The organism is Kitasatospora sp. NPDC008115 (genome assembly GCF_042957205.1).
Taxonomy (GTDB): Bacteria; Actinomycetota; Actinomycetes; order Streptomycetales; family Streptomycetaceae; genus Kitasatospora.
The window spans coordinates 17498-37424 of record NZ_JBIBHU010000009.1; the positions used below are offsets into that span (position 1 = coordinate 17498).

Sequence of the window (19927 nt, forward strand, 5' to 3'; positions counted from 1 at the left end):
TCGGGACACCTCACCGACCTGCACGAATAGTGCGGGGGCGAGCCGTCCCGGGGAGGTCCGGCGTGCTGCGGCGAGCCCCCGTCCACCCGTCCGGGGGCCGCCGCCGGATCACGCCGGGGCGGCGGTACAGAGGGCGCTCGCGAGCCGTCCGAAATCGACGTGCCGGCGAGCAGCCAGGAACTCTCCAGCTGCCATGCGTGCGACTGTAGGAGTTCCCGGCGAACGCTGGCAATACCCGGGCGCTTTTGTTTCCGCGTCATGTCGGATATCCGGCCGCAGGTTTCCGCCCGCCGACAGGCGGATTGAAGCGGGCGCGCCTCAGGACACGCTGTCGTACAGCTCCTCGATCAGCCGGGTGACGGCCTCCGGTTCGCGCAGCGTCGGGTAGTGGTCGGTACCGGCGAGCCGGACCAGCCGGCAGCCGGGGATCCGGGCCGCCGTCTCCTCGTTGAAGCGCACGACCACCGGCCGGTCCAGCTCCCCCAGCGCCAGCACGGCGGGCGCGGTGATCGCGCCCAGCCGGTCGAAGGCGGGGGGCTCGGCTTGCAGGTGGCCGATGTTGGCGAACCAGGCCGGCAGCACGGCCCTGAGGTGCGCGGCGCCGACCGGGTCGGCCTCGGGGGTCCCGCCGCCGGCCAGCCCCCACTTGCTCAGCCCGAGCCGGACGATGCCCTCCATGTCCCCGGCCTCGGCCAGCCGGCCGACCTCCTGGTAGAGCTCGGCGCCGGTGAGGTCGTGGCCGCTCACGGCGGGGACGAGCAGGGCGAGGCCCGCCACCCGCTCCGGCGCGGTCAGGGCGAGGTCGATCGAGGTGGCCCCGCCGGTGCTGTTGCCCACCAGCACCGCCCGTTCCAGCCGGAAGTGGTCGAGGACCGCGATCAGGTCCCCGAGCTGGGAGTACGGCACGGTGGGCGCGGGCGAGCGGCCGTAGCCGCGGCAGTCGTAGCGGATCACCCGGTGCCGCGCGACGAGCGCCGGCAGGACCGGGTCCCAGATCGTGGAGGCGCCGACGCTCGGGTGGAGCAGGACCAGCGGCAGCCCGTCGCCGCCCGAATCGTCCGCCCAGAGTTCGCCGTCGGCGACGGCCACCGTGGTGTCCATGCCTCCAGTCTGGCGGGCCGGGGGCGCGGCACAAGCCCGCGGGCCGCGCCGCTCCGGCCGCTCCCGCCGCTTCGACCCGTTCGGGCGAGCACGACGGCGGGGCGGGTCCCGATGACCCGCCCCGCCGTCGCCCCCGCCGTCGCCCCCCCGGCTCAGCCTCCCGGCTCAGCCCGCGAGCAGCCCCGGCAGCTCGGCGACGGACGCCAGCACGTGGGTCGCCCCGTCCGCCCGCAGGCGCTCCTCGCCGTGGGCGCCGGTGAGGACGCCGGCCACCACCGAGGCCCCGGCGCGCGAGCCGGTCAGCATGTCGTAGCCGGTGTCACCGGCCACCGCGACCTGGTGCACCGAGTCGGTCTGCGTGCGCAGCAGCGCGGTGAGCGCGAGGTCCGGGTACGGGCGGCCGCGGCCGGCCTCGGCGGGGCAGAGGGTGAGGTCGGCAATCGACTCCCAGCCGAGGGCGGTCAGGATGCGGTCCTGGGTGGACCGGGAGAAGCCGGTGGTGAGGACCACCTTCCGGCCCTGGCCGCGGAGTTCGGCGATGGCCTCGGCCGCACCGGGCAGCGCCTCGCAGTGGCCGGCGTCGACGAGGTCGTGGTAGGCGGCCTCGAAGGCGGTGTTGGCGCGCTGGGCCTTCTCCTCCTCGCCGAACAGGTGGCGGAAGACGGAGATCTTGGACTCGCCCATGGTGGCGCGGACGTGCTCCAGCATCCGGGCGTGCTCGGGGCTGCCGGCCTCGACGCCGAGCGAGCCGGCGGCGGCCTGGAAGGCGCGCTCGACCAGGCCGTCGTCGGCCACGGTGGTGCCGGCCATGTCCAGGACGACCAGACGGATGTCGTACGGCATGATGTTCGATTCCTTCGACGGGCTAGAGGGCTTGAGGACCCAAAGGGGCTTGAGGGCTTACAGGTTGGCGAGGTTCGCCGTGGTCTCGGCGATGGCCGGCGAGCAGGTCATGCCGCGGCCGCCGGGACCGGTGACCAGCCAGACGCCGTCGCGCACCCGCTCGCGGTGGACGACCCGGGTGGTGTCGACGCACTGCGCGTACACGCCGGCCCAGCGACGGCGGATCCGCGGCAGCGGGCGGCCGAGCAGGTCCTCGACCACGCCCACCAGGTGGTCGTACGGGTCCTCGACCACGTCGAAGCCGAAGGGCTGGTCGTACTCGTGGGTGTCGCCGATGGTGAGGCCGCCGTCCAGGCGCTGGACCATCAGCAGCTGCATCTTGTGCTCGGCGGCGACCGGCGACTGCGGCTGGACCTCGCGCAGGCGGTCCAGGGCGCCGCCGGCGAAGGCCGGGTAGTAGCGGAAGGAGTCGCCGTCGGCGACCGAGGTGGTCAGCGTCTCGCCCAGCGGGTCGGTCTGCATCATCTGCAGCCGGACCTTGCGGACCGGGAGCTCCGGCGCCAGCTCGCGGACCAGGCCGCCGAGCCAGGCGCCGGTGCACAGGACGACCAGGTCGCCGGTGTGGACGTCGCCGTGGTCGTCGCGGACGGCGTTCTCGCCGACGACGTCGCGGACCTCGCGGCCGGGCAGGAAGGTGTAGCGGCCGGTCGCGGTCAGTGCGGCGCGCAGTGCGGGCTGGGCGACGCGCGACTCGACGGCGGCGTCCCGCGAGCAGTGCAGGGCGCCGAGCAGCTTGCCGCGCAGGGCCGGGTTGAGCGCCCGGGTCTGCTCCGGGTCGAGCAGCCGGTAGCCGCGCAGCCCGGCGTCCGGCAGGGTCAGCGCCTGCTCGGCGACCGCGAGTTCGGCCTCGGTGCGGACCGCGGTGAGCGAGCCGTTGGCGCGGAAGCCGAGTCCGGGCACCTGGCCGCCGATCCTCTCCCACAGCTCGCGGGCCCGCACCGCGGTGTCCAGCTCCTCACCCTGGGCCCGGCCACTGACCCAGACCAGGCCGAAGTTGCGCACCGAGGCGCCCCGCGCCTCCGCCTCGCGCTCCAGGTGGACGACCTCGTGACCGCGCTCGACGGCCTGCCAGGCGTGCATGGTGCCCAGCACGCCCGCTCCTACGACGATGACTCTCATGCGGCCAGACTGGTGCCGCGAGGTGTCCGAGGGGAGTCCGAACGGCGGCCCACAGATGAACCGGCCGATAAGTTGTACAGACAACCTGACGGTAACCTCGGCGGCACCGCCGAGTCGGCACCCCGTGGCGGCGTCGGGTCAGCGCCGCACGGTCGCCCGCAGGTAGTGCCGCCGGCCGAACTTCGGCTCGTCCACCGCCGTCAGCTCCTCCACCTGGAACCGGTACAGCGCCGCCGCCCCGCCGCCGGTGAGGAACTGCCGCCGGACCTCGTCGTCCTGCGCGAAGGCGGGGTAGCGCCCCTGGTAGGCGGCCAGCGCGGCCTCCGCCTGGCGCCCCCACGCCTCGCCCGCGCTGCCGGTCAACTGCAGGCCGCGCAGGTGCTCGCCGAAGACCGGCGGCGGCAGGAACACCGTGGCCGCGGCCCTGGCCTCCTCGGCCAGGTGGTGGCTGTGCCGGGTGGCGCGCTCGCTGACGAAGTAGAGGACGAGGTCGTCGTCGTAGGCGAAGAAGGCGAGGTTGGCGTGCGGGCCGTACTCGTGGCCGGCGGTCGCGAGGGTGAGCACCATCGCCTCGGCCAGCAGTCCCTCGACGCCCTTGCCGAGTTCCTCGGCCGGCCAGTCCCCCTGGGTGATGTCGAGTCGGTACGGCATGGGCAGCACTTCCCTCCACTGGCACGACTGAGCCGGGCGGGTGCTCCCCTCGGGGGCGGCCGCGCCCGGCTCACATGCTCTCCCCGCCACCCCGGTCACACAAGGCCCGGGACGGCGTCCGGCCCGCCCGGTCCGGGGCCCCGCCCGCGCGGTCAGTTCCGCCGCGCGCCGACCGGCCGAGCCGCCCGCACCGCCACCGCATCCGGACCGGCGCCGAGCAGCGGCCGCAGCGGACCGCCCCTGGCCCGCTCCACCAGCGGCCCGGCCGCGCCCGCCGCCAGCGTGAGCGGGACGGCCACCAGGAGCCCGACCAGCGCGCCGGCCAGCACGTCGTGCGGGTAGTGCACCCCGACCCAGACCCGGGAGGCGCCCATCAGCAAGGCGGCCACCGCGGCGACCGCGCCGATCCGCCGGTCGGCGAACCAGAGCGCGGCGGCGGCCGCGACGGCGGCCACGGTGTGGTTGCTCGGGAAGGACCAGTCACCCGCGCCCGGACAGGCCTCCAGGGTCTCGCGCACCCGCAGTTGCGCGCACGGCCGGACCTCCTCCACCAGCCCCTTGAGCCCGGAGTTCACCGCGTAGGCGACGACCACCACCAGCGGCGAGGCCAGCACCCGGGCCATCACCGCCGGACCGGCGCCGCGCGCCCGCCACCAGGCGGCGAGCATCAGCAGCGCGAACAGGCCGAGGCCGAGCAGCGACCACACCTCGACCAGCCGGTTGAACCAGTCCGGCGCGGCGTCCGCCCAGCCGACCACCCGGCGGTAGAGGCCGCCGTCGATGCCGCTGCCGTCGAACGCGGCCAGTACGCGGGTCGCCGTCACCGGCGGTCACCGCTGCGACCGCCCTGACCGCCGTGACCGCCATGACGACGGGCCGACCGGGCGCGGAACACTTCAAGAACAATCGGGAGCATGGAGACAACTACTACCAGAACAGTGACGTGTACCGGATAAAGGTCGATATCGGGCACAGGTGATCCGACCGCGACCGGAGGCGAAGAGGGGGCGGTGCACTCCCCGTCGTCCGCCCACCGCGCCCACATGATCAGCATCCGGACACGCGCCCCCAGCGCGCACCCATGCGCCGGGCGCGCACCCCGAGGGCCCAGCGCACCAGGCGGCCGCCCGCCACCCCACCCGCCCTCCGCGCCGGGCCGGATCGCGGTCACCGATCGCCCGCCGCCCCCTCTTCCCCCGCCCCACCGGCCCGTTCGCCACCCCCCGGATCGCCGCCCCGGCCCCGGCCCTCACCACCGTGACCAGCCCCGACACCGCCCCCGAGCGCCGCCGCCCCGCCGAGGCCGCCCGACTCCCACCCTCCGCCCGAGGGACGATGCGCGCCGGAAATTCGTTGGCATGACCACATTCGTACCGTCTGGTATTCCGAGTTGGCAGACCCCATCCCCAGGAACCGGTAGCGCCCGTACTCTTTCGTCAGCGCGTCGACCCCGGCGCGCCCTCGAACGGCGGCGAGGAGCAAGACGAGTGCGGCAGCCCGGACGGCAGACCCGACGACCCGAACGTCGTACCCCGCAGAGCGCGGCCGAACTGGCCAAGGTCCACGAACGCGCCCTCGCCGAGGCCGCCGCCCGCAGCGCCAACCGGGACGCCTCCGCCCCCGGCGACCCGCCCTTCCTCCAGCCCCGCCCCGAGATCGGCGACTCCTGGGAGCGCCTGCGCCGGCTCGGCCTGGACCCCGACGCCGGCGCCACCACCGTCCACCTCGGCCCCGCCGAGATCGAGCACCGGCGGCGGGCCAGCGGCCTCGACCCGCTGCTGCCCATCCTCCGTGGCACCCTGGTCGGGCAGGCCGACCAGCCCCCGCTGCTCCTCGCGATCACCGACGCCGACGGCCACATCCTCTGGCAGGAGGGCGAGCGCGGCCTACGCCGCAGCGCCGAGCGGATCGGCTTCCTGAACGGCGCCCGCTGGGCGGAGGAACGGGTCGGCACCAACGGCATAGCCGCCGCCCTGCGCGCCCAGCGCCCGATGCACGTCCACTCCTCCGAGCACTACCTGCGCAGCCACCACTCCTGGACCTGCGTCGCCGCCCCGGTGCGCGACCCCGGCACCGGCCTGCTGGTCGGCGCGATCAACCTCAGCGGCCCGGCCCACTCGGTCCGCCCCTACCTGCTCCAGCTGACCGCCACCGCCGCCAAGCTCGCCGAGACCGAACTGCGCGCCCGCCGCCTCGAATCCCTGCACCACCTGCGCACCCTGGCCGCCCCGATGCTGGCGCGGATGAACGGCCCCGCCCTGGTCGTGGACGCGGCGGGCTGGACGGCGGCCGCGGCGGGGCTGCCGCCGCCGGCCCGGCTGCGGCTGCCCGCCGAGGGCTGGGGCTCGGCCGCCGTGCACTGGCTGCCCAGCCTGGGCGAGTGCGTGATCGAGCCGCTCGCCGACGGCTGGCTGGTCCGGCCAGTCCGGCCGCAGGACACCGTCCAGGCCGTCCCCGGCGGCCCCGACGACCTCGACCCGGCCGCCGCCGGCCCCGGCGGCCTGCTCGCCGAACAGGCCGAGGGGGCCAGGCTCCGGCTCGACCTGCGCCGCGTGGGCGGCCCCGAACTGTCGGTGCACGGCGCGGCCGGCAGCTGGTCGCACGCGCTCAGCCCGCGCCATGCCGAACTGCTGCTGCTGCTCGCCACCGAGCGCGCCGGCCTCAGCGCGGCGCGGCTGGCCGACGCGCTGTTCGGGGACCCGGCCCGGACGGTGACGGTGCGGGCCGAGCTGTCCCGGCTCCGCCGCCACCTGGGCGGCCTGCTGGCCCACCGGCCGTACCGCTTCGCCGACACGGTGCTGGTCACGGTGACCGGCCCGGAGGACCCGTACGACCTGCTGCCGTCCTCCTCGGCGCCCGCCGTGCGCAGGCTACGCGCGGGCCTGGCCGACGGGACCGTCCGACTGCCCGGCACCCCGCCGTTACCGGGCCCGCGCCCGCCGTCCGACGGGGCCGTGCCGCCCCACCCCCGCCCCGCTCGCGTCCCGCTGCCGCCCCGGTAGCGTCCGGGCCACCGCCCCCGGCCCCGGCCGTCCCGGTCTCAGCGGCCGCCGCCGAGCAGCTCGGACAGCTCGGCGTCGGTCGGCCCGTGGGAGCGCTCGGACTCCTCGGAGACGAGCGTGTACGTGCGGTCCAGCCAGTCCTGGACCTTCGGCTTGGACGCCTCCAGCAGCGCGCTGCCGTGCGGCGACTCGAGCGCCAGGTGCAACGTCGAGCCGTGGCACGGGCAGTACGCCGGCCACAGCTTGACGTCGCCCTGGCCGCTCAACGAGCGGAGGCCGTCGCGCAGCAGTTCGCGCGAGAACACCCAGTCGGCCTCGTCCGGCCGCCCCAGGTGGAACGTCAGCAGCACCTCGTACGGGCGCTCGGCGTCGAACCGGAACCGCGTACGGACCTCTCCGACCACCTCCTCGCCCAGCGAGATCCGCAGCGTCAGCACCTCCTCCACCGCCGCCGGAGCGGCGGTGGAGCCTGCCTCATCGCCGCCCGTGGGGGTAGCGGCGAGGGGGGCACTGGAGGGTGCTGGCAGCGGGTCGGGCGGCATGACGGTCTCTCCGGGACGGCGTGGGATGTCCCTCAGGGTGCTCCACCGCGCGAGGGTCGGGCAAGGGTTGCAAGGAGGTTGCAATAATCCCCGCAGCAGCCGAGCGTCCCTTACCCGCCTTGTCAGACGGACCGTCAACTTCCGCTGGTCAAAGGGTTGTCCACGGATTGGATCAATTGCGTCCGAGCACTGGCCACCGCCCGGGGGCCCGCTGCTACGCTCGTTCCCCTGCCGGCGCGCGCCCGCGCGCGTCCGGTCGGACTCCGCACGCGCGCCCCCGCACCGTACCGGCCGGCCCGTGCCCGAACGACCCCCGGACGACGTTTCCGGCCGGACCGGACCCGCCGGTACCGCGCCGGAGCGGATCGGACCGGATCCGACGGGCCGGGCCTGACACGCCGTCCGCACCAGGGCTCCGACGGCCGTCCGCCCGGTCCGGCGGCACCGGCATCGCCGTCGGCACGTGGGAGAATGCGACGACCGCAACGGCGACTTCAGGGGAGGGAGGGGTCCAGGTGACTCTGTCCGACGGTACGGGACAGGACGCGACGTACGCGCACGACCGGCACCGCACGCGCCACGGCAGGCACGGGCGCCCCGGCCCGTTCGGCGGCCGCCTGCGGCTGCCCACCCTGCGGTTCTCCGGCGCCGCGATGGCGATGTCCACCGTCGTGGGCATCAGCATCGCCACCACCTTCCTGCTCAACGAGCAGCAGGGCGTCGGCCGCCGGGCCGGGGTCGCCCGGGTCGGCTCCAGCGGGCCGCCGCCCAGCCCCGACACCTCCCCCGACGCCTCCGGCACCTCCGGCGCCGGCACCTCCTCGGGCACCGGGACCATGGCCGGCCCCGACACGGCGGCGGGCCGCCACCCGTCCGGCCCGGCCGCGCCCGGGGCTTCCGGCTCCGCGCCCGGCACCCGCGCCCCGGACGCCGTGCCGAGCCAGCGCACCGCCGGCTCGTCCGCGCCCCGCACCGGCGGCTCCCCGTCGACCGCGCCGCTCGCCGAGGGCCCGTCGACCCGGCACGGCGTCACCGACGAGCCCGCCGCGGAGCAGCCCGGCACCCTGGCCGACGGCCGGCCGGACCACCCGCGGCCCGGTGAGCCCGGTACGGCCGGTGAGCCCGGCGAGGAGCAACTCGCGGCCGACGAGCCCGGCACGCAGGGCGCCCGCCGGCCCGCCGGGGACCCCTCGGCGCCCGAGTCGTCGCCGTCCCCGTCCGCGTCGCCCTCCCCCTCCAAGCCCGCGCCCGCCCCCTCGCCGTCCGCGCCCAAGCCGTTCGTCCCCGCCCCGGGCGCACCCGGCGCGCCCGGCCCGTCGCCGCGCGAGTGGACCGGCGGGACCCTCGGCACCACCGACGGCGTCCCCCAGGGCACCGACCCGGCCGTCACCGCCGACAGGAGCGACGAGGCCGACGCGACCGACGAGACCGACGACCAGGCGCTCGCCGGCACGGCCGTGGTCCAGTCGCTCGGCCGCGACGGCACCCGGCACGTCCTCGCGCTGACCGTCACCGAACCGCTCACCGCGCTCCAGACCGAGGTCCGCCTCGCCCCGGGCGCGGCGCTCCACGGCACCGGCGCCGCCTGGACGGACCTCGCCGGCACGGTGGTCAGCAGCCACCAGGAGCGCGGTGCGGCGGTCTACCGCTTCACCACCCCGCCCGGCACGGACGTCCGCCCCGGCCGCTACACCTTCACCGTGCGCGGCACCCGCTCCACCGGCCACACCGCCCGCCCGACCAGCGGCGCCGCGCCCCGGGCCGACGGCCACCGGACCCCGGGGTCCTGGAGCGCCAGTGCCTTCGGCATCGGGCACCCGCGTGCCGTCGCCGCCCTCGGCACGTTCACCGCACCGGCACCGCGCGCCACGGCCGCCCCGGCGCGCTGAGCCCGGGGGCCGGCCGGCCCCCGGAACCGCCGAACCCGGCAATCCGACAGGTCAGCGCCCCGTTCGGGCTCATCCGGCCGGGCTCGTTCGTTACTGTGGTCGCCAGCCGGCACAGCCGCCCCAACAGCCGGGGACGGCGCCGCACCACCGCATCCCAGGAGGAGTTCGTGTCCACGGTCCTGACCCAAGGCGGCAACGCCCCGCTGACCGCCGCGCGGGTGACCGTCGAGGTCACCGCACCCAAGGCGCTGGACGTCTCGGGTCTGCTGCTGACCGACGCCGGAAAGGTCCGCTCGGACGACGACTTCGTCTTCTACAACGCTCCGAACGGACCCGGCGTCACCCACCGCCCGGCCGCCGCCGGGACGCCGGACGCGATCATCGTCGACACCGCCGCCGTCCCGGCCGGCATCACCAAGATCGTGGTGACCGCCAGCCCCGACGAGGCCGGCGCCACCTTCGCGGGCATCGAGCCGACCGCGACCGTCCGGGACGCCGCCACCGGCGAGGTGCTGGTCACCTTCACCGCGCCGGCGCTCAGCCAGGAGACCGCGCTGATCGTGGTCGAGGTCTACCAGCGCAACGGCGCCTGGAAGGTCCGCGCGGTCGGCCAGGGCTACGCGAACGGCCTGGCCGGCATCGCCACCGACTTCGGCGTCACCGTCGACGAGCAGCCCGCGGCCGCCCCGGCGCCCGCCGCCGCGCCCGTCGCACCCCCGGCCCCGCCCACCCCGGTCACCCCGCCGCCGGCGCCCGCCGCCCCGGTCGACCCCCGGGTCGCGATGGCCTCCGCCCCGCCGATGCCGCAGGCCGCGCCCCCCATGCCCCCGGCCCCCCCGGCCCCGCCCGCCGCCGCCGCTCCGTCCTTCACCAAGGTCACCCTGGACAAGGGCCGGGTCAGCCTCACCAAGGGCGGCTCGGTCTCGCTGGAGAAGAACGGCAAGCCGTTCCTGTCCGCCGTCCGGATGGGCCTCGGCTGGGAGCCCGCCGGCCGCGGCCGCAACATCGACCTCGACGCCTCCTGCCTCGCCTTCGACGCCAAGCGCGAGAAGCTGGACACCGCCTGGTTCATGAAGCTGGGCATCTTCAACGGCGCGATCACCCACTCCGGCGACAACCTCACCGGCGAGGGCGGCGGCGACGACGAGTCGATCACCGTCCACCTGGACGGCCTGCCGGCCGAGGTCTGCGGCCTGGTGTTCGTCGTGAACTCCTTCTCCGGCCAGAAGTTCACCGACGTCAAGAACGCCTACTGCCGCTTGGTCGACGCCGCCACCAACCAGGAACTGGTCCGCTTCGACCTCACCCACTCCGAGGCGCACACCGGTGTGGTGATGTGCAAGCTGATCCGCCAGTTCTCGGGCGAGTGGGTGATGACCGCGATCGGCGAGTACGTCGACGCCAAGACGGCCCGCGCCATGGTCAAGCCCGCCGCCGCGATGCTCTGACCCTTCGGCGCCCCCGACGCACCGTCGTCGGGGGCGCCGTCGTCCCCTCACTCCTCGATCGCCCCGCCGACCCGCCGCAGGTGCCGCCGGAAGCTGTACGCGGGGTCGGCGGCGCGGCGCTCCAGGTACTCGTCGAACGCGGTCTGCCGGCGCAGCGTGTCGCCCGAGCGGATCCGCTCCGCCTGCGCGCGCTCGGTGCGGGCGATGCCGGCGGCGGCCTCCAGCACCTCGTCCAGCCGGGCCGCGGGTACGAACAGCACCCCGTCGGCGTCCGCGAACACCACGTCCTCGACGCCCACCAGGTGCGGCCCGAACCGGGCACTGGCCAGCGCCTCCGGCTCCCGCCCGTCCAGCCGCAGCGGCCCGAGCGGCAGGCTGCCGTAGCTGAACACCGGCAGCCCGATCTCCACCAGTTCCGCGGTGTCCCGGTGCAGCCCCCACACCACCACCCCGGCGGCCCCGGCGGCCCGCGCCTCCAGCACCGCGAGGTCCCCGACGCACGCCTCGTCGGTCCGCCCGCCGTTGTCGATCACCACCACGTCCCCGGGCCCGGCGTTGCCGTACGCCTCCAGGAACACGTCCACGCTCCCGTAGTGCCGCACCGGCAGCACCCGCCCGGCCACCCGGCTCCCCGCCACCACCCCCCGCACCCCCACCGGCGCCGCCCGCACCCCCACCCCCACCCGCACACACCCGTCCGCCACCAACGCCGTCGACAACTCCGCGAACCGCTCCACACCCATGCCAACTCCCTTCTCCGAACCCCCGGTTCACCAGCACGAAGAGCCTACGCCGCTCCCCTTGCACCATCCGGTGAACCACAAGCAGCACGACGGCCCGCGTCCTCCGGGGAGGGCGCGGGCCGTCGGGTGCGGGTACGCGTGTCAGCCGCGGGTGGCCATGGCGCGCAGGAAGAAGGTGAGGTTGGCCGGGCGCTCGGCGAGGCGGCGCATGAAGTAGCCGTACCACTCCTGGCCGTACGGGAGGTACACCCGCATGGTGTTGCCCTCGCCGGCGAGGCGCAGCTGCTCCTCGGGGCGGATGCCGTACAGCATCTGGTACTCGAAGGAGTCGCGCTTGCGGCCGTTCCACTGGGCCAGCTGGCCGGCGATCTTGATCATGTTGGGGTCGTGCGAGGCGATCATCGGGTAGCCCTCGCCGGCCATCAGGATCTTGAGCGCGCGGACGTACGCGAGGTCGACCTCGTGCTTGCCCTGGAAGGCGACCGACTCGGGCTCCTTGTAGGCGCCCTTGCACAGGCGCACGCGCGAGCCGGCGCCGGAGAACTCGCGGCAGTCGTCCTCGGTGCGGCGCAGGTAGGCCTGGAGGACGACGCCCAGCCAGGGGAAGTCCTCGCGCAGCTCGCGGGCGATGGCGAGGGTGGAGTCGGTGGTGGTGTGGTCCTCCATGTCGAGGGTCACCGTGGTGCCGGCGTCGGCGGCGGCCGCACAGATCCGGCGGGCGTTCTCCAGGGCGATCTTCTCGCCGTCCACCGGGAGGAACTGGCCGACGGCCGAGAGCTTGACCGAGACCTCGGCGCCGGCGGCCAGGCCGGTCTCCTTGAGCGCCTTGAGCAGGTGCTCGTAGGCCTCGGCGGTGCCGGCGGCCTGGGCGGCGTCGCGGGTGTCCTCGCCGAGGTGGTCCAGGGTGACCTTGCGACCGGTGGCGACCAGGTCGTCGCAGGCGGTGACGGCGTCGTCGAGGACCTCGCCGGCGACGAACCGGTCGACTATCGCGTGGGTCGGCGGGAACTTCTCGACGACGGTGCGGACCTGCGAGGACCGGGAGGCCGCGAGGAGGGCGGAACGGAGCATCGTGACTCCTGGAGCTGGTGCTTCTAAGGGTGGCAGAAGGTGACGGGCGGCGGACCGAGGGGGGTGGTCGGCCGCCGCCCGTGGGACGCGCCCGGCTGCGGGACCGGGGCGTCAGGGGACCGCGGAGGGGTCCCGGAGGGGCACTCAGCCCATGTGCGGGTAGCGGTAGTCCGTCGGCGGGACGAAGGTCTCCTTGACCGAGCGGGTCGAGGTCCACCGCGCCAGGTTCTGCTTGGCACCGGCCTTGTCGTTGGTGCCGGAGGCCCGGCCGCCGCCGAACGGCTGCTGGCCGACGACCGCGCCGGTCGGCTTGTCGTTGATGTAGAAGTTGCCGGCCGCGTTGCGGAGCTTGAGCATCGCGTGCTGGACGGCCTCCCGGTCCTGGGAGATGATCGCGCCGGTCAGGCCGTAGGCGGACACCGACTCCATCTGGGTCAGCATCTCCTCGTACGCGTCGTCCTCGTAGACGTGCACGGCCAGGATCGGGCCGAAGTACTCGTCGCGGAAGTACTCGCTCGCCGGGTCCTCGCAGACCAGGACGGTCGGACGGACGAAGTAGCCGACCGAGTCGTCGTAGGTGCCGCCGGCCAGGACCTCGACCCCGGGGTCGGCCTGGGCGCGGTCGATCGCGGCCTTGTTCTTGGCGAACGAGCGGTCGTCGATGACGGCCGACATGAAGTTCGACAGGTCGGTGACGTCGCCCATGGTGAGGCCCTCGACCTCGTCGCGGAACTCGTCCTTCAGCTCGGCCCAGATCGAGGCCGGGACGTAGGCACGCGACAGGGCGGAGCACTTCTGGCCCTGGAACTCGAAGGCACCGCGGGTCATGGCGGTCTTCAGCACGGCCTTGTCGGCGGACGGGTGGGCGACCAGGAAGTCCTTGCCGCCGGTCTCGCCGACGATCCGCGGGTAGGTGCGGTAGCCGGAGATGTTGTTGCCGACCTCGCGCCACAGGTGCTGGAAGGTGGCGGTGGAGCCGGTGAAGTGGATGCCGGCCAGCGCCGGGTGCTTCAGCGCGACGGCGGAGACGTCCAGACCGTCGCCGGTCACCATGTTGATGACGCCCTTGGGCAGGCCGGCCTCCTCCAGCAGCTGCATCAGCAGGTGCGCCGAGAACTGCTGGGTCGGCGAGGGCTTCCACAGCACCACGTTGCCCATCAGCGCCGGGGCGGTCGGCAGGTTGCCGGCGATGGCGGTGAAGTTGAACGGGGTGATCGCGTAGACGAAGCCCTCCAGCGGGCGGTGGTCGCTGCGGTTCCACACGCCGTCCGAGGAGACCGGCTGCTCGGCCATGATCTGGCGGGCGAAGTGCACGTTGAAGCGCAGGAAGTCGACCAGCTCGCAGGGGGTGTCGATCTCGGCCTGCTGCGCGGTCTTGGACTGGCCGAGCATGGTGGCGGCGGCCAGGGTCTCGCGCCAGGGGCCGGCCAGCAGGTCGGCGGCGCGCAGGAAGATCGCGGCGCGCGAGTCGAAGGAGAGCGCCTGCCAGGCCGGGGCGGCGGCCAGGGCAGTGTCGATGGCCTCCTGCGCGTCCGCCTGGGTGGCGTTGCGCAGGGTGCCGAGCCGCGCCGCGTGGTTGTGCGGCTGGACGACGTGGAACTCGGTGCCGCCGCCCATCCGGCGCTCACCGTTGATCGTCATGGTCAGCTGGACCGGCTCCTGGCCGCCCAGCTCCTTCAGCTTGGCCTCCAGACGGGCCCGTTCCGGGCTGCCCGGGGCGTAGCTGTGGACCGGCTCGTTCACCGGCGCGGGGACCTGGGTCACAGCGTCCATGAGCGCACGCTCTCCTTCGTTTCTTGCGGGGGGATGCCGTCGCGGGTCGCACGCCGGCCACATGACGAACGCTATTCCTGCACCAGGGCCCGCTTGATTGGCCGGACGGCTAAAATCATCCGGACGGCGTTGTCCGCCCGGATGAAGGATCGGGGTGCGAGCGCCCCCGCCGCCCCGAGGAGGCCCGTATGACCACTCCCGGCCTCCCGCTGCGGCAACTGCTGATGTCCCTGGGCGAGCCGCTCGTCGAGCTCCAGGCCGCCCCGAGCGGTCTCGACGTCCCGGTCCGCGACGTCGCCATCCTCGACCCCGAGGACCCGCCGACCGCCGCCCCCGGCGAACTCGTGCTCGCCATCGGCGCCCGCGGCCGGGCCGCACTGCCCGCGCTGCGCGCCGCCGGCCGGGCCGGGGCCGCCGCGGTGGCCGTCAAGCTGGACGCCCCCGGGCAGGCCGACGCACTGCGCGAGGCGGCCACCGAGGCGGGCGTGGCCCTGCTCTCGGTGCGCCGGGAGACCCGCTGGGAGCACCTCGACTCGCTCGCCCGGGCGATCATCGCCGGCCCGGACGCCCCGGACACGCCCGGCACCGCCGAGCACAACGCCGGCGACCTGTTCTCGCTCGCCCAGACCGTCGCCGTGCTCACCAACGGCATCGTCTCGATCGAGGACACCTCCAGCCGGGTGCTCGCCTACTCCCGCTCCTCCGACTCCGACGAGGTCGACGACCTGCGCCGGCTCTCCATCCTCGGCTGGCAGGGCCCCGAGCCGTACCTGTCCAAGCTGCGCGAGTGGGGCGTCTTCCAGCACCTGCGCGGCTCGGACACCGCCATCGCGGTCGACCCGCACCCGGAGCTCGGGCTGCGCCGCCGGCTGGCGATCGGCATCCGGGCGGGCGCACAGCCGCTCGGCACCATCTGGGTGCAGGAGGGCGCCCAGCCGCTCGCGCCGCTGGCCGAGCAGGCGCTGGTCGGCGCGGCCCGGGTCGCCGCGGCGCAGCTGGTGCGCCGGCGCCGGGAGCTGTCCGCGGACGTCCGGCTGACCCAGACCCTGCTCACCGGCCTGCTGGAGGGCTCCACCGGCCCGCAGTCGCTCGCCACCCACCTCGGGCTCGACCTGCGCCGCCCGGCCACCGTGCTGGCGTACAGCGCGGGCACCACCGAGCAGCTCACCCGGGCCGAGGTGACCGGCCTGATCTCGGTGCACACCGCGGCCCGGCACCGCGCCGCGCTGCTCGCGCCGATCGAGTCCCGGGTCTACGTGCTGCTGCCCGAGCTTCCCGCGAACCTGCCGATGGCCACCGTGCGCGGCTGGGCCCAGGAGGTGGTCGAGGCCGCCCGCGACCACCTGGGCGTCCCGCTGCGCGCGGCGATCGGCGCCACGGTGGACGGCCTCGCCCGGGTGCCCGACTCGCGCGCCCAGGCGGACCGGATCCTGGACGCGATGGGCCGCGGAGGGGTGGACCTGGAGGTCGCGGCGCTGATCGACGTCCAGGCGGAGGTGCTGGTCAGCGAGATGCTGGCGCTCCTCCAGGAGCGCGGCGGCCTGCGCGACCCGCGGCTCACCGCGCTCAGCGAGTACGACCGGCGGCACGGCACCCGGCTCGCCGAGTCGGTGCTGGCCTGGCTGGACGCGCTCGGCGAGGTCCGGGTCGCGGCGGACGCCCTGCACATCCACCCGAACACCCTGCGCTACCGGGTCCGCCGGGCCGAGCAGCTGACCGGCATCGACCTCGCCCAGCCGCAGCAGCGGCTGCTCGCCATGCTCCAGCTGCGGCTGCCCGCCGAGCCGTGAGCACGCGACAGGGGCCCGCTCCGAGGAACGGGCCCCTGTCACTCGGCCGAGGTCACCCGACCGCGCTCAGCTCACTGGCCGTAGCCCTGGCCGCGCTTGTGCTCGTTCAGGCGGTGCCACGGGCCGGTGATGGCCAGCTGGATGCCCGGGGTCTGGATGTTGGCGAACAGGGTCTTGCCGTCGTCCGAGAAGGTGACGCCGGTGAACTCGCTGAACTCCGGCTTCTCGGCGGTGCCGATGTTCAGGTCGTTGCGGGCGATGGCGTAGGTCAGGCCGTCCTCGGTGGCGCCGAACAGGTGCGAGACACCATCGCCGTCCTCGGCGATCACGATGCCGCCGTAGGGCGAGACGGTGATGTTGTCCGGGCCGTCGAAGTTGTCGTGGTCGCCCCAGACGTCGGTGTTGACGCCCAGCAGGACCTTCAGGGTGATGGTGCGGCGGGCCGGGTTGTAGAACCAGACCTGGCCGTCGTGCTGCGCCGGGCTCTCCGAGCGGGCGAAGCTGGAGACGAAGTAGAAGCCGCCATCACCCCACCACATGCCCTCCAGCTTGCGGGCGCGGGTGACCTCGCCGTCCTTGAACTGCTTGCGGATGGAGACGGTCTTGGCGTCGCGGTCCTGGACCTTGACCCAGTCCACGCCGTAGGTGGTGCCGACCTTGGTCGCGCGGGCCAGGTCGTCGATGAACTTGCCCTGGGCGTCGAAGACCTTGAAGGCCTCCAGCACACCGGCGTCGGCGGCCAGCTTGCGCAGCTTGTAGCGGCCGTGCTTGAAGCCGGCCGGCGGGGTCCAGCGGAACAGCAGGCCGTTGGGGTTGGAGGCGTCCTCGGTCTCGTAGACGTGGCCGCGCTTCGGGTCGACGACGACGGCCTCGTGGGCGAAGCGGCCGAACGCCTTCACCGGCTGCGGGTCGCGGTTGTAGTCGTCGTCGAACGGGTCGACCTCGAAGACGTAGCCGTGGTCCTTGGTGAAGCCGTTCTTGCCGGCCTTGTCCTCGGTCTCCTCGCCGGACAGCCAGGTGCCCCACGGGGTGACGCCGCCCGCGCAGTTGGTGGCGGTGCCGGAGATGCCGACCCACTGCTCGACCTTGCCGTTGGCCTTGGCGTGCACGATGGTGCAGCCGCCGGCCGCGCCCGGGTCGTAGACGTGGCCCTCGGTCAGCGGGACCGGGTTCGGCCAGTTGGCGCGGGCGCCGCCCAGCTCGTGGTTGACGACCAGCAGGTTGCCGCCGCGCTCGTCCTCGAACGCCGAGGTGCCGTCGTGGTTGCTCGGGGTGAACTCGCCGGTGCGCAGCTTGCTGACGCCGGCCCGGTTCAGGACCTTGTACTTGAAGCCCTTGGGCAGCGCGAGCAGGCCCTCCGGGTCGGCGACCAGCGGGCCGTAGCCGACGGCGACGCGCTCGGCCTCGGCGGCCTCGGCGACCGGCACCTCGCCACCGGCCGGGGCGGCGATCGCGCCCGGCGCGCTGGCCAGGGCCTCGGCGCTGCCGGCGATCAGAACGCCGGCCCCGACGAGGGTGGAACGGTTGACGAAGTCCCGGCGGGACAGCGACATGGGTCACTCCTGAGGGGTGGGCCGGCGACCGGGGTGCTCCCCGGTGCGTGGCCGTGCGAGGTGTCGAAGTGGTCGTCGACGCCCAGCAGACTCGACTCGCCCGGTGAACGCCCGGTGAAGCGGACACCTCGTCGGGGTGGTCATTTGCCGACCTTATGCGAATCCACGACCCATCGTTTCCGTGGTCACCACAGGTCACACCGTGTGTCGGCCGGCCGTCACCCGCCGTTCGGCCTCCGACGGACCGTCGGCTCGGCCCCGGGCACCGGCTCGGCTCGGCTCGGCTCACGGACCGTCGGATCGGCCCCGGGCCGACCGCTCAGCCCCCGGACCGCGCCGACCGCCACTGCTCCCAGGCCGCCAGCCACAGCTGCTCGCCCATCCGGTCCTCCCCGCGCTCCCCGCGCCGCAGCCGCCGCCAGGCGCGCTGCGCCGGCACGCTGGCCACCTCGCTGGCGAACACCGTGTACCGGATCGACTCCTCCACCGCGGCCTCGCCCTCCGGCGTGCCCACCACCCAGTGCGTCAGCTGGGAGAGCCGGCCGAGCTGCTCGACCATCGCGGCCACCGCCTCGACCGCCTCCGCCCGAGTCTCCGAGGCGAGCCGCATCTGCTGGCGCACCGCTGCCTCCCGGCGCAGCTCGCCCGCCTCCGCGCGCGCCCCCCGGGGCGGCCGGGGCGGACGCCCGGAGCGCAGCCGCGCCTCCAGGGCGGCGGCCTCCACGATGCCGTGCGTGATCACCGCCCGGTGCGCCTCCAGCCCGGTGACCGGGGAGAGCTCGCGCTGCTCCACCGGCAGGTGCCGGCCGCGCCGGACGGCCAGCTCGCGCAGCAGCGCGGTGCGCCCGCCCAGGCAGCTCTCGTGGTCCCGGATCCGGGCCAGCTCGACGCCGCCGGGCGGCACGCCGCGCCCGCAGACCGTGACGGTCAGCCCGTCCACCCGGAACCGGCCCGCCCAGACCGGCTCGGCGCCGTCGACCGGGGCGCAGCCGGGCAGCGCCGCGCCGGACCACAGGCCGCGCCGGTCCTCGTGCACCTCGACGGCGTGCGACTCGCCGTCGACGGTTATCCACTCGCGCAGCGCCCGGACCCGGCCGGGGGTGTCGCCCTCGTCGACGCCGAGCTGCTCGTAGACGCGGTCGCGCTCGTCCTCGACGACGTCCTCCAGCTCGGGCAGCGGCTCGTACCGGTCGGCGCCGGGCCGGTGGGTGCGCACGGTGACGTACGGGCCGTCCGGCGAGGTCCAGTCGCCGAAGCCGACCTCGATCCAGCCGGGCGCGTCCCACGGCACGGCGTCCGGGAGTCCGGCGTCCGGCAGCCCGGCGACCACCGCGGCGCCGCCGTCCGTCCCGTAGGCGACCAGCGCGCCGCCGCCCAGGCCGCGCGCGGGGGCGACGCCGTACACCGGGAAGTCGGCCGCGACGAGGGTGCGGCGGGCGAGGTCCTCCTGGACGGCGAGGAACTCCTCCAGGCCGCCGGCCGGGCGCTCGCCCGCCGGTTCGCCCACGGATTCACCCGCCGGCCCGTCCGCGGATCCGCCCGCCGACGCGTCCGCGGATTCGCCCGCCGGTTCGCCCGGGTGGTGGTCCGGGCCGCCGCCCGGGCGCTCCCCCGGACGTTTCCCGGGGGGTTCCTCCCGGCGGTCGCAAGGATCGACCGTCCCCGCACCATCCCCGAACCGGCCGTCCCGGCCGCCTCCGCTCGCCCGCGTCATCCCGCGCCGCACCCCCTTGCCCTCGCCGTCCGCACAGTGCCGTCGGCACCCGGGCAACGATACGTGGCCCGACCTGCCGGGTCATCAGGCCCGTTGGCGGCCGGGCGGATCGGCCGTCCCTCCGGACGGACCCGTCCGGAGCGCCGCTGTCGGTCCCGCTCCCTAGGCTGGCGGACATGACCGCGACCACGCCCTTCCCCGCCCGGCTCAGCATCGTCACCCTCGGGGTGACCGACCTCGACCGCAGCGCCCGCTTCTACGAGGCGCTCGGCTGGCGCCGCTCCTCCGCGTCCAGCCCCTCGATCGTCTGGTTCCGCACCGCCGACTCGGTGCTCGGCCTCTTCCCGCACGACGAGCTGGCCGCCGACGCGGGCGTGCCGTCCGCCGGCGAACCGGCGTTCCGCGGCGTCACCCTCGCCGTGAACCTGGAGTCCACGGCGGCGGTGGACACCGCCCTGGAGACGGCGGTGTCCGCCGGCGCCATCGTGGTCAAGGCACCGGCGGCGACGCACTGGGGCGGCTACTCCGGGTACTTCGAGGACCCGGACGGCCACCTCTGGGAGCTGGCCCACAACCCGTTCTTCGCCTTCACCGAGGACGGCTCTCTCGACCTGCCGAACTGATCGGC

The 19927-nt window shown here is 75.0% G+C and carries 16 protein-coding genes; 5 read left to right on the forward strand and 11 right to left on the reverse strand.

The window, feature by feature from the left end:
* Nucleotides 1–318: 318 nt before the first annotated feature.
* From ACFZBX_RS13690 to ACFZBX_RS13710, 5 genes are all read right to left on the reverse strand, one after another.
* The gene (locus ACFZBX_RS13690) at nucleotides 319–1101 is read right to left on the reverse strand and encodes an alpha/beta fold hydrolase (protein ID WP_391533773.1); all 783 of its coding nucleotides are present in this window, start codon (nucleotides 1099–1101) and stop codon (nucleotides 319–321) included.
* A 165-nt stretch (nucleotides 1102–1266) separates the two neighbouring features.
* Complete coding sequence (locus ACFZBX_RS13695; RefSeq protein ID WP_391533775.1) at nucleotides 1267–1944, reverse strand: phosphonatase-like hydrolase; 678 nt, start codon at nucleotides 1942–1944, stop codon at nucleotides 1267–1269.
* Between the two features lie 57 nt (nucleotides 1945–2001).
* A complete protein-coding gene (locus ACFZBX_RS13700; protein WP_391533776.1) occupies nucleotides 2002–3123 on the reverse strand; it encodes a TIGR03364 family FAD-dependent oxidoreductase in 1122 nt (373 codons plus the stop codon).
* 138 nt (nucleotides 3124–3261) lie between these two features.
* A complete protein-coding gene (locus ACFZBX_RS13705; protein WP_391533777.1) occupies nucleotides 3262–3774 on the reverse strand; it encodes a pyridoxamine 5'-phosphate oxidase family protein in 513 nt (170 codons plus the stop codon).
* A gap of 152 nt (nucleotides 3775–3926) precedes the next feature.
* Complete coding sequence (locus ACFZBX_RS13710) at nucleotides 3927–4598, reverse strand: phosphatase PAP2 family protein (RefSeq protein WP_391533779.1); 672 nt, start codon at nucleotides 4596–4598, stop codon at nucleotides 3927–3929.
* A 663-nt stretch (nucleotides 4599–5261) separates the two neighbouring features.
* Between ACFZBX_RS13710 and ACFZBX_RS13715 the strand changes: the two genes are divergently transcribed.
* Nucleotides 5262–6776 carry a GAF domain-containing protein gene (locus ACFZBX_RS13715; protein ID WP_391533781.1) on the forward strand — a complete coding sequence of 505 codons (1515 nt, stop codon included), beginning with the start codon at nucleotides 5262–5264 and terminating at the stop codon, nucleotides 6774–6776.
* A 38-nt stretch (nucleotides 6777–6814) separates the two neighbouring features.
* On the opposite strand, the gene ACFZBX_RS13720 is transcribed toward ACFZBX_RS13715, so the two are convergent.
* The gene (locus tag ACFZBX_RS13720) at nucleotides 6815–7318 is read right to left on the reverse strand and encodes an SsgA family sporulation/cell division regulator (RefSeq protein WP_391533783.1); all 504 of its coding nucleotides are present in this window, start codon (nucleotides 7316–7318) and stop codon (nucleotides 6815–6817) included.
* A 515-nt stretch (nucleotides 7319–7833) separates the two neighbouring features.
* Between ACFZBX_RS13720 and ACFZBX_RS13725 the strand changes: the two genes are divergently transcribed.
* Entirely contained in the window at nucleotides 7834–9207 is a 1374-nt protein-coding gene (locus ACFZBX_RS13725) for a hypothetical protein (RefSeq protein ID WP_391533785.1), read from the forward strand.
* A 179-nt stretch (nucleotides 9208–9386) separates the two neighbouring features.
* Entirely contained in the window at nucleotides 9387–10655 is a 1269-nt protein-coding gene (locus ACFZBX_RS13730) for a TerD family protein (protein ID WP_391534080.1), read from the forward strand.
* Between the two features lie 47 nt (nucleotides 10656–10702).
* Here ACFZBX_RS13730 and ACFZBX_RS13735 read toward each other — a convergent pair whose 3' ends face one another.
* From ACFZBX_RS13735 to pruA, 3 genes are all read right to left on the reverse strand, one after another.
* On the reverse strand, nucleotides 10703–11398 hold the full coding sequence (locus ACFZBX_RS13735) for an RraA family protein (RefSeq protein ID WP_391533787.1): 696 nt from the start codon (nucleotides 11396–11398) through the stop codon (nucleotides 10703–10705).
* A 141-nt stretch (nucleotides 11399–11539) separates the two neighbouring features.
* On the reverse strand, nucleotides 11540–12469 hold the full coding sequence (locus tag ACFZBX_RS13740; protein ID WP_391533788.1) for a proline dehydrogenase family protein: 930 nt from the start codon (nucleotides 12467–12469) through the stop codon (nucleotides 11540–11542).
* A 144-nt stretch (nucleotides 12470–12613) separates the two neighbouring features.
* A complete protein-coding gene (pruA, locus tag ACFZBX_RS13745) occupies nucleotides 12614–14242 on the reverse strand; it encodes an L-glutamate gamma-semialdehyde dehydrogenase (RefSeq protein WP_391533790.1) in 1629 nt (542 codons plus the stop codon).
* A gap of 188 nt (nucleotides 14243–14430) precedes the next feature.
* Between pruA and ACFZBX_RS13750 the strand changes: the two genes are divergently transcribed.
* A complete protein-coding gene (locus ACFZBX_RS13750) occupies nucleotides 14431–16032 on the forward strand; it encodes a PucR family transcriptional regulator (protein ID WP_391533792.1) in 1602 nt (533 codons plus the stop codon).
* A 71-nt stretch (nucleotides 16033–16103) separates the two neighbouring features.
* On the opposite strand, the gene ACFZBX_RS13755 is transcribed toward ACFZBX_RS13750, so the two are convergent.
* Together ACFZBX_RS13755 and ACFZBX_RS13760 are read right to left on the reverse strand one after the other, a co-directional pair.
* A complete protein-coding gene (locus tag ACFZBX_RS13755) occupies nucleotides 16104–17585 on the reverse strand; it encodes an alkaline phosphatase PhoX (protein ID WP_391533793.1) in 1482 nt (493 codons plus the stop codon).
* Between the two features lie 319 nt (nucleotides 17586–17904).
* Nucleotides 17905–19092, reverse strand: coding sequence for a hypothetical protein (locus tag ACFZBX_RS13760; protein ID WP_391533795.1), 1188 nt, complete (start codon nucleotides 19090–19092; stop codon nucleotides 17905–17907).
* A gap of 383 nt (nucleotides 19093–19475) precedes the next feature.
* Between ACFZBX_RS13760 and ACFZBX_RS13765 the strand changes: the two genes are divergently transcribed.
* Nucleotides 19476–19922 (forward strand): VOC family protein, encoded by a 447-nt coding sequence (locus tag ACFZBX_RS13765; protein WP_391533797.1) that lies wholly within the window; start codon nucleotides 19476–19478, stop codon nucleotides 19920–19922.
* Nucleotides 19923–19927 lie beyond the last annotated feature (5 nt).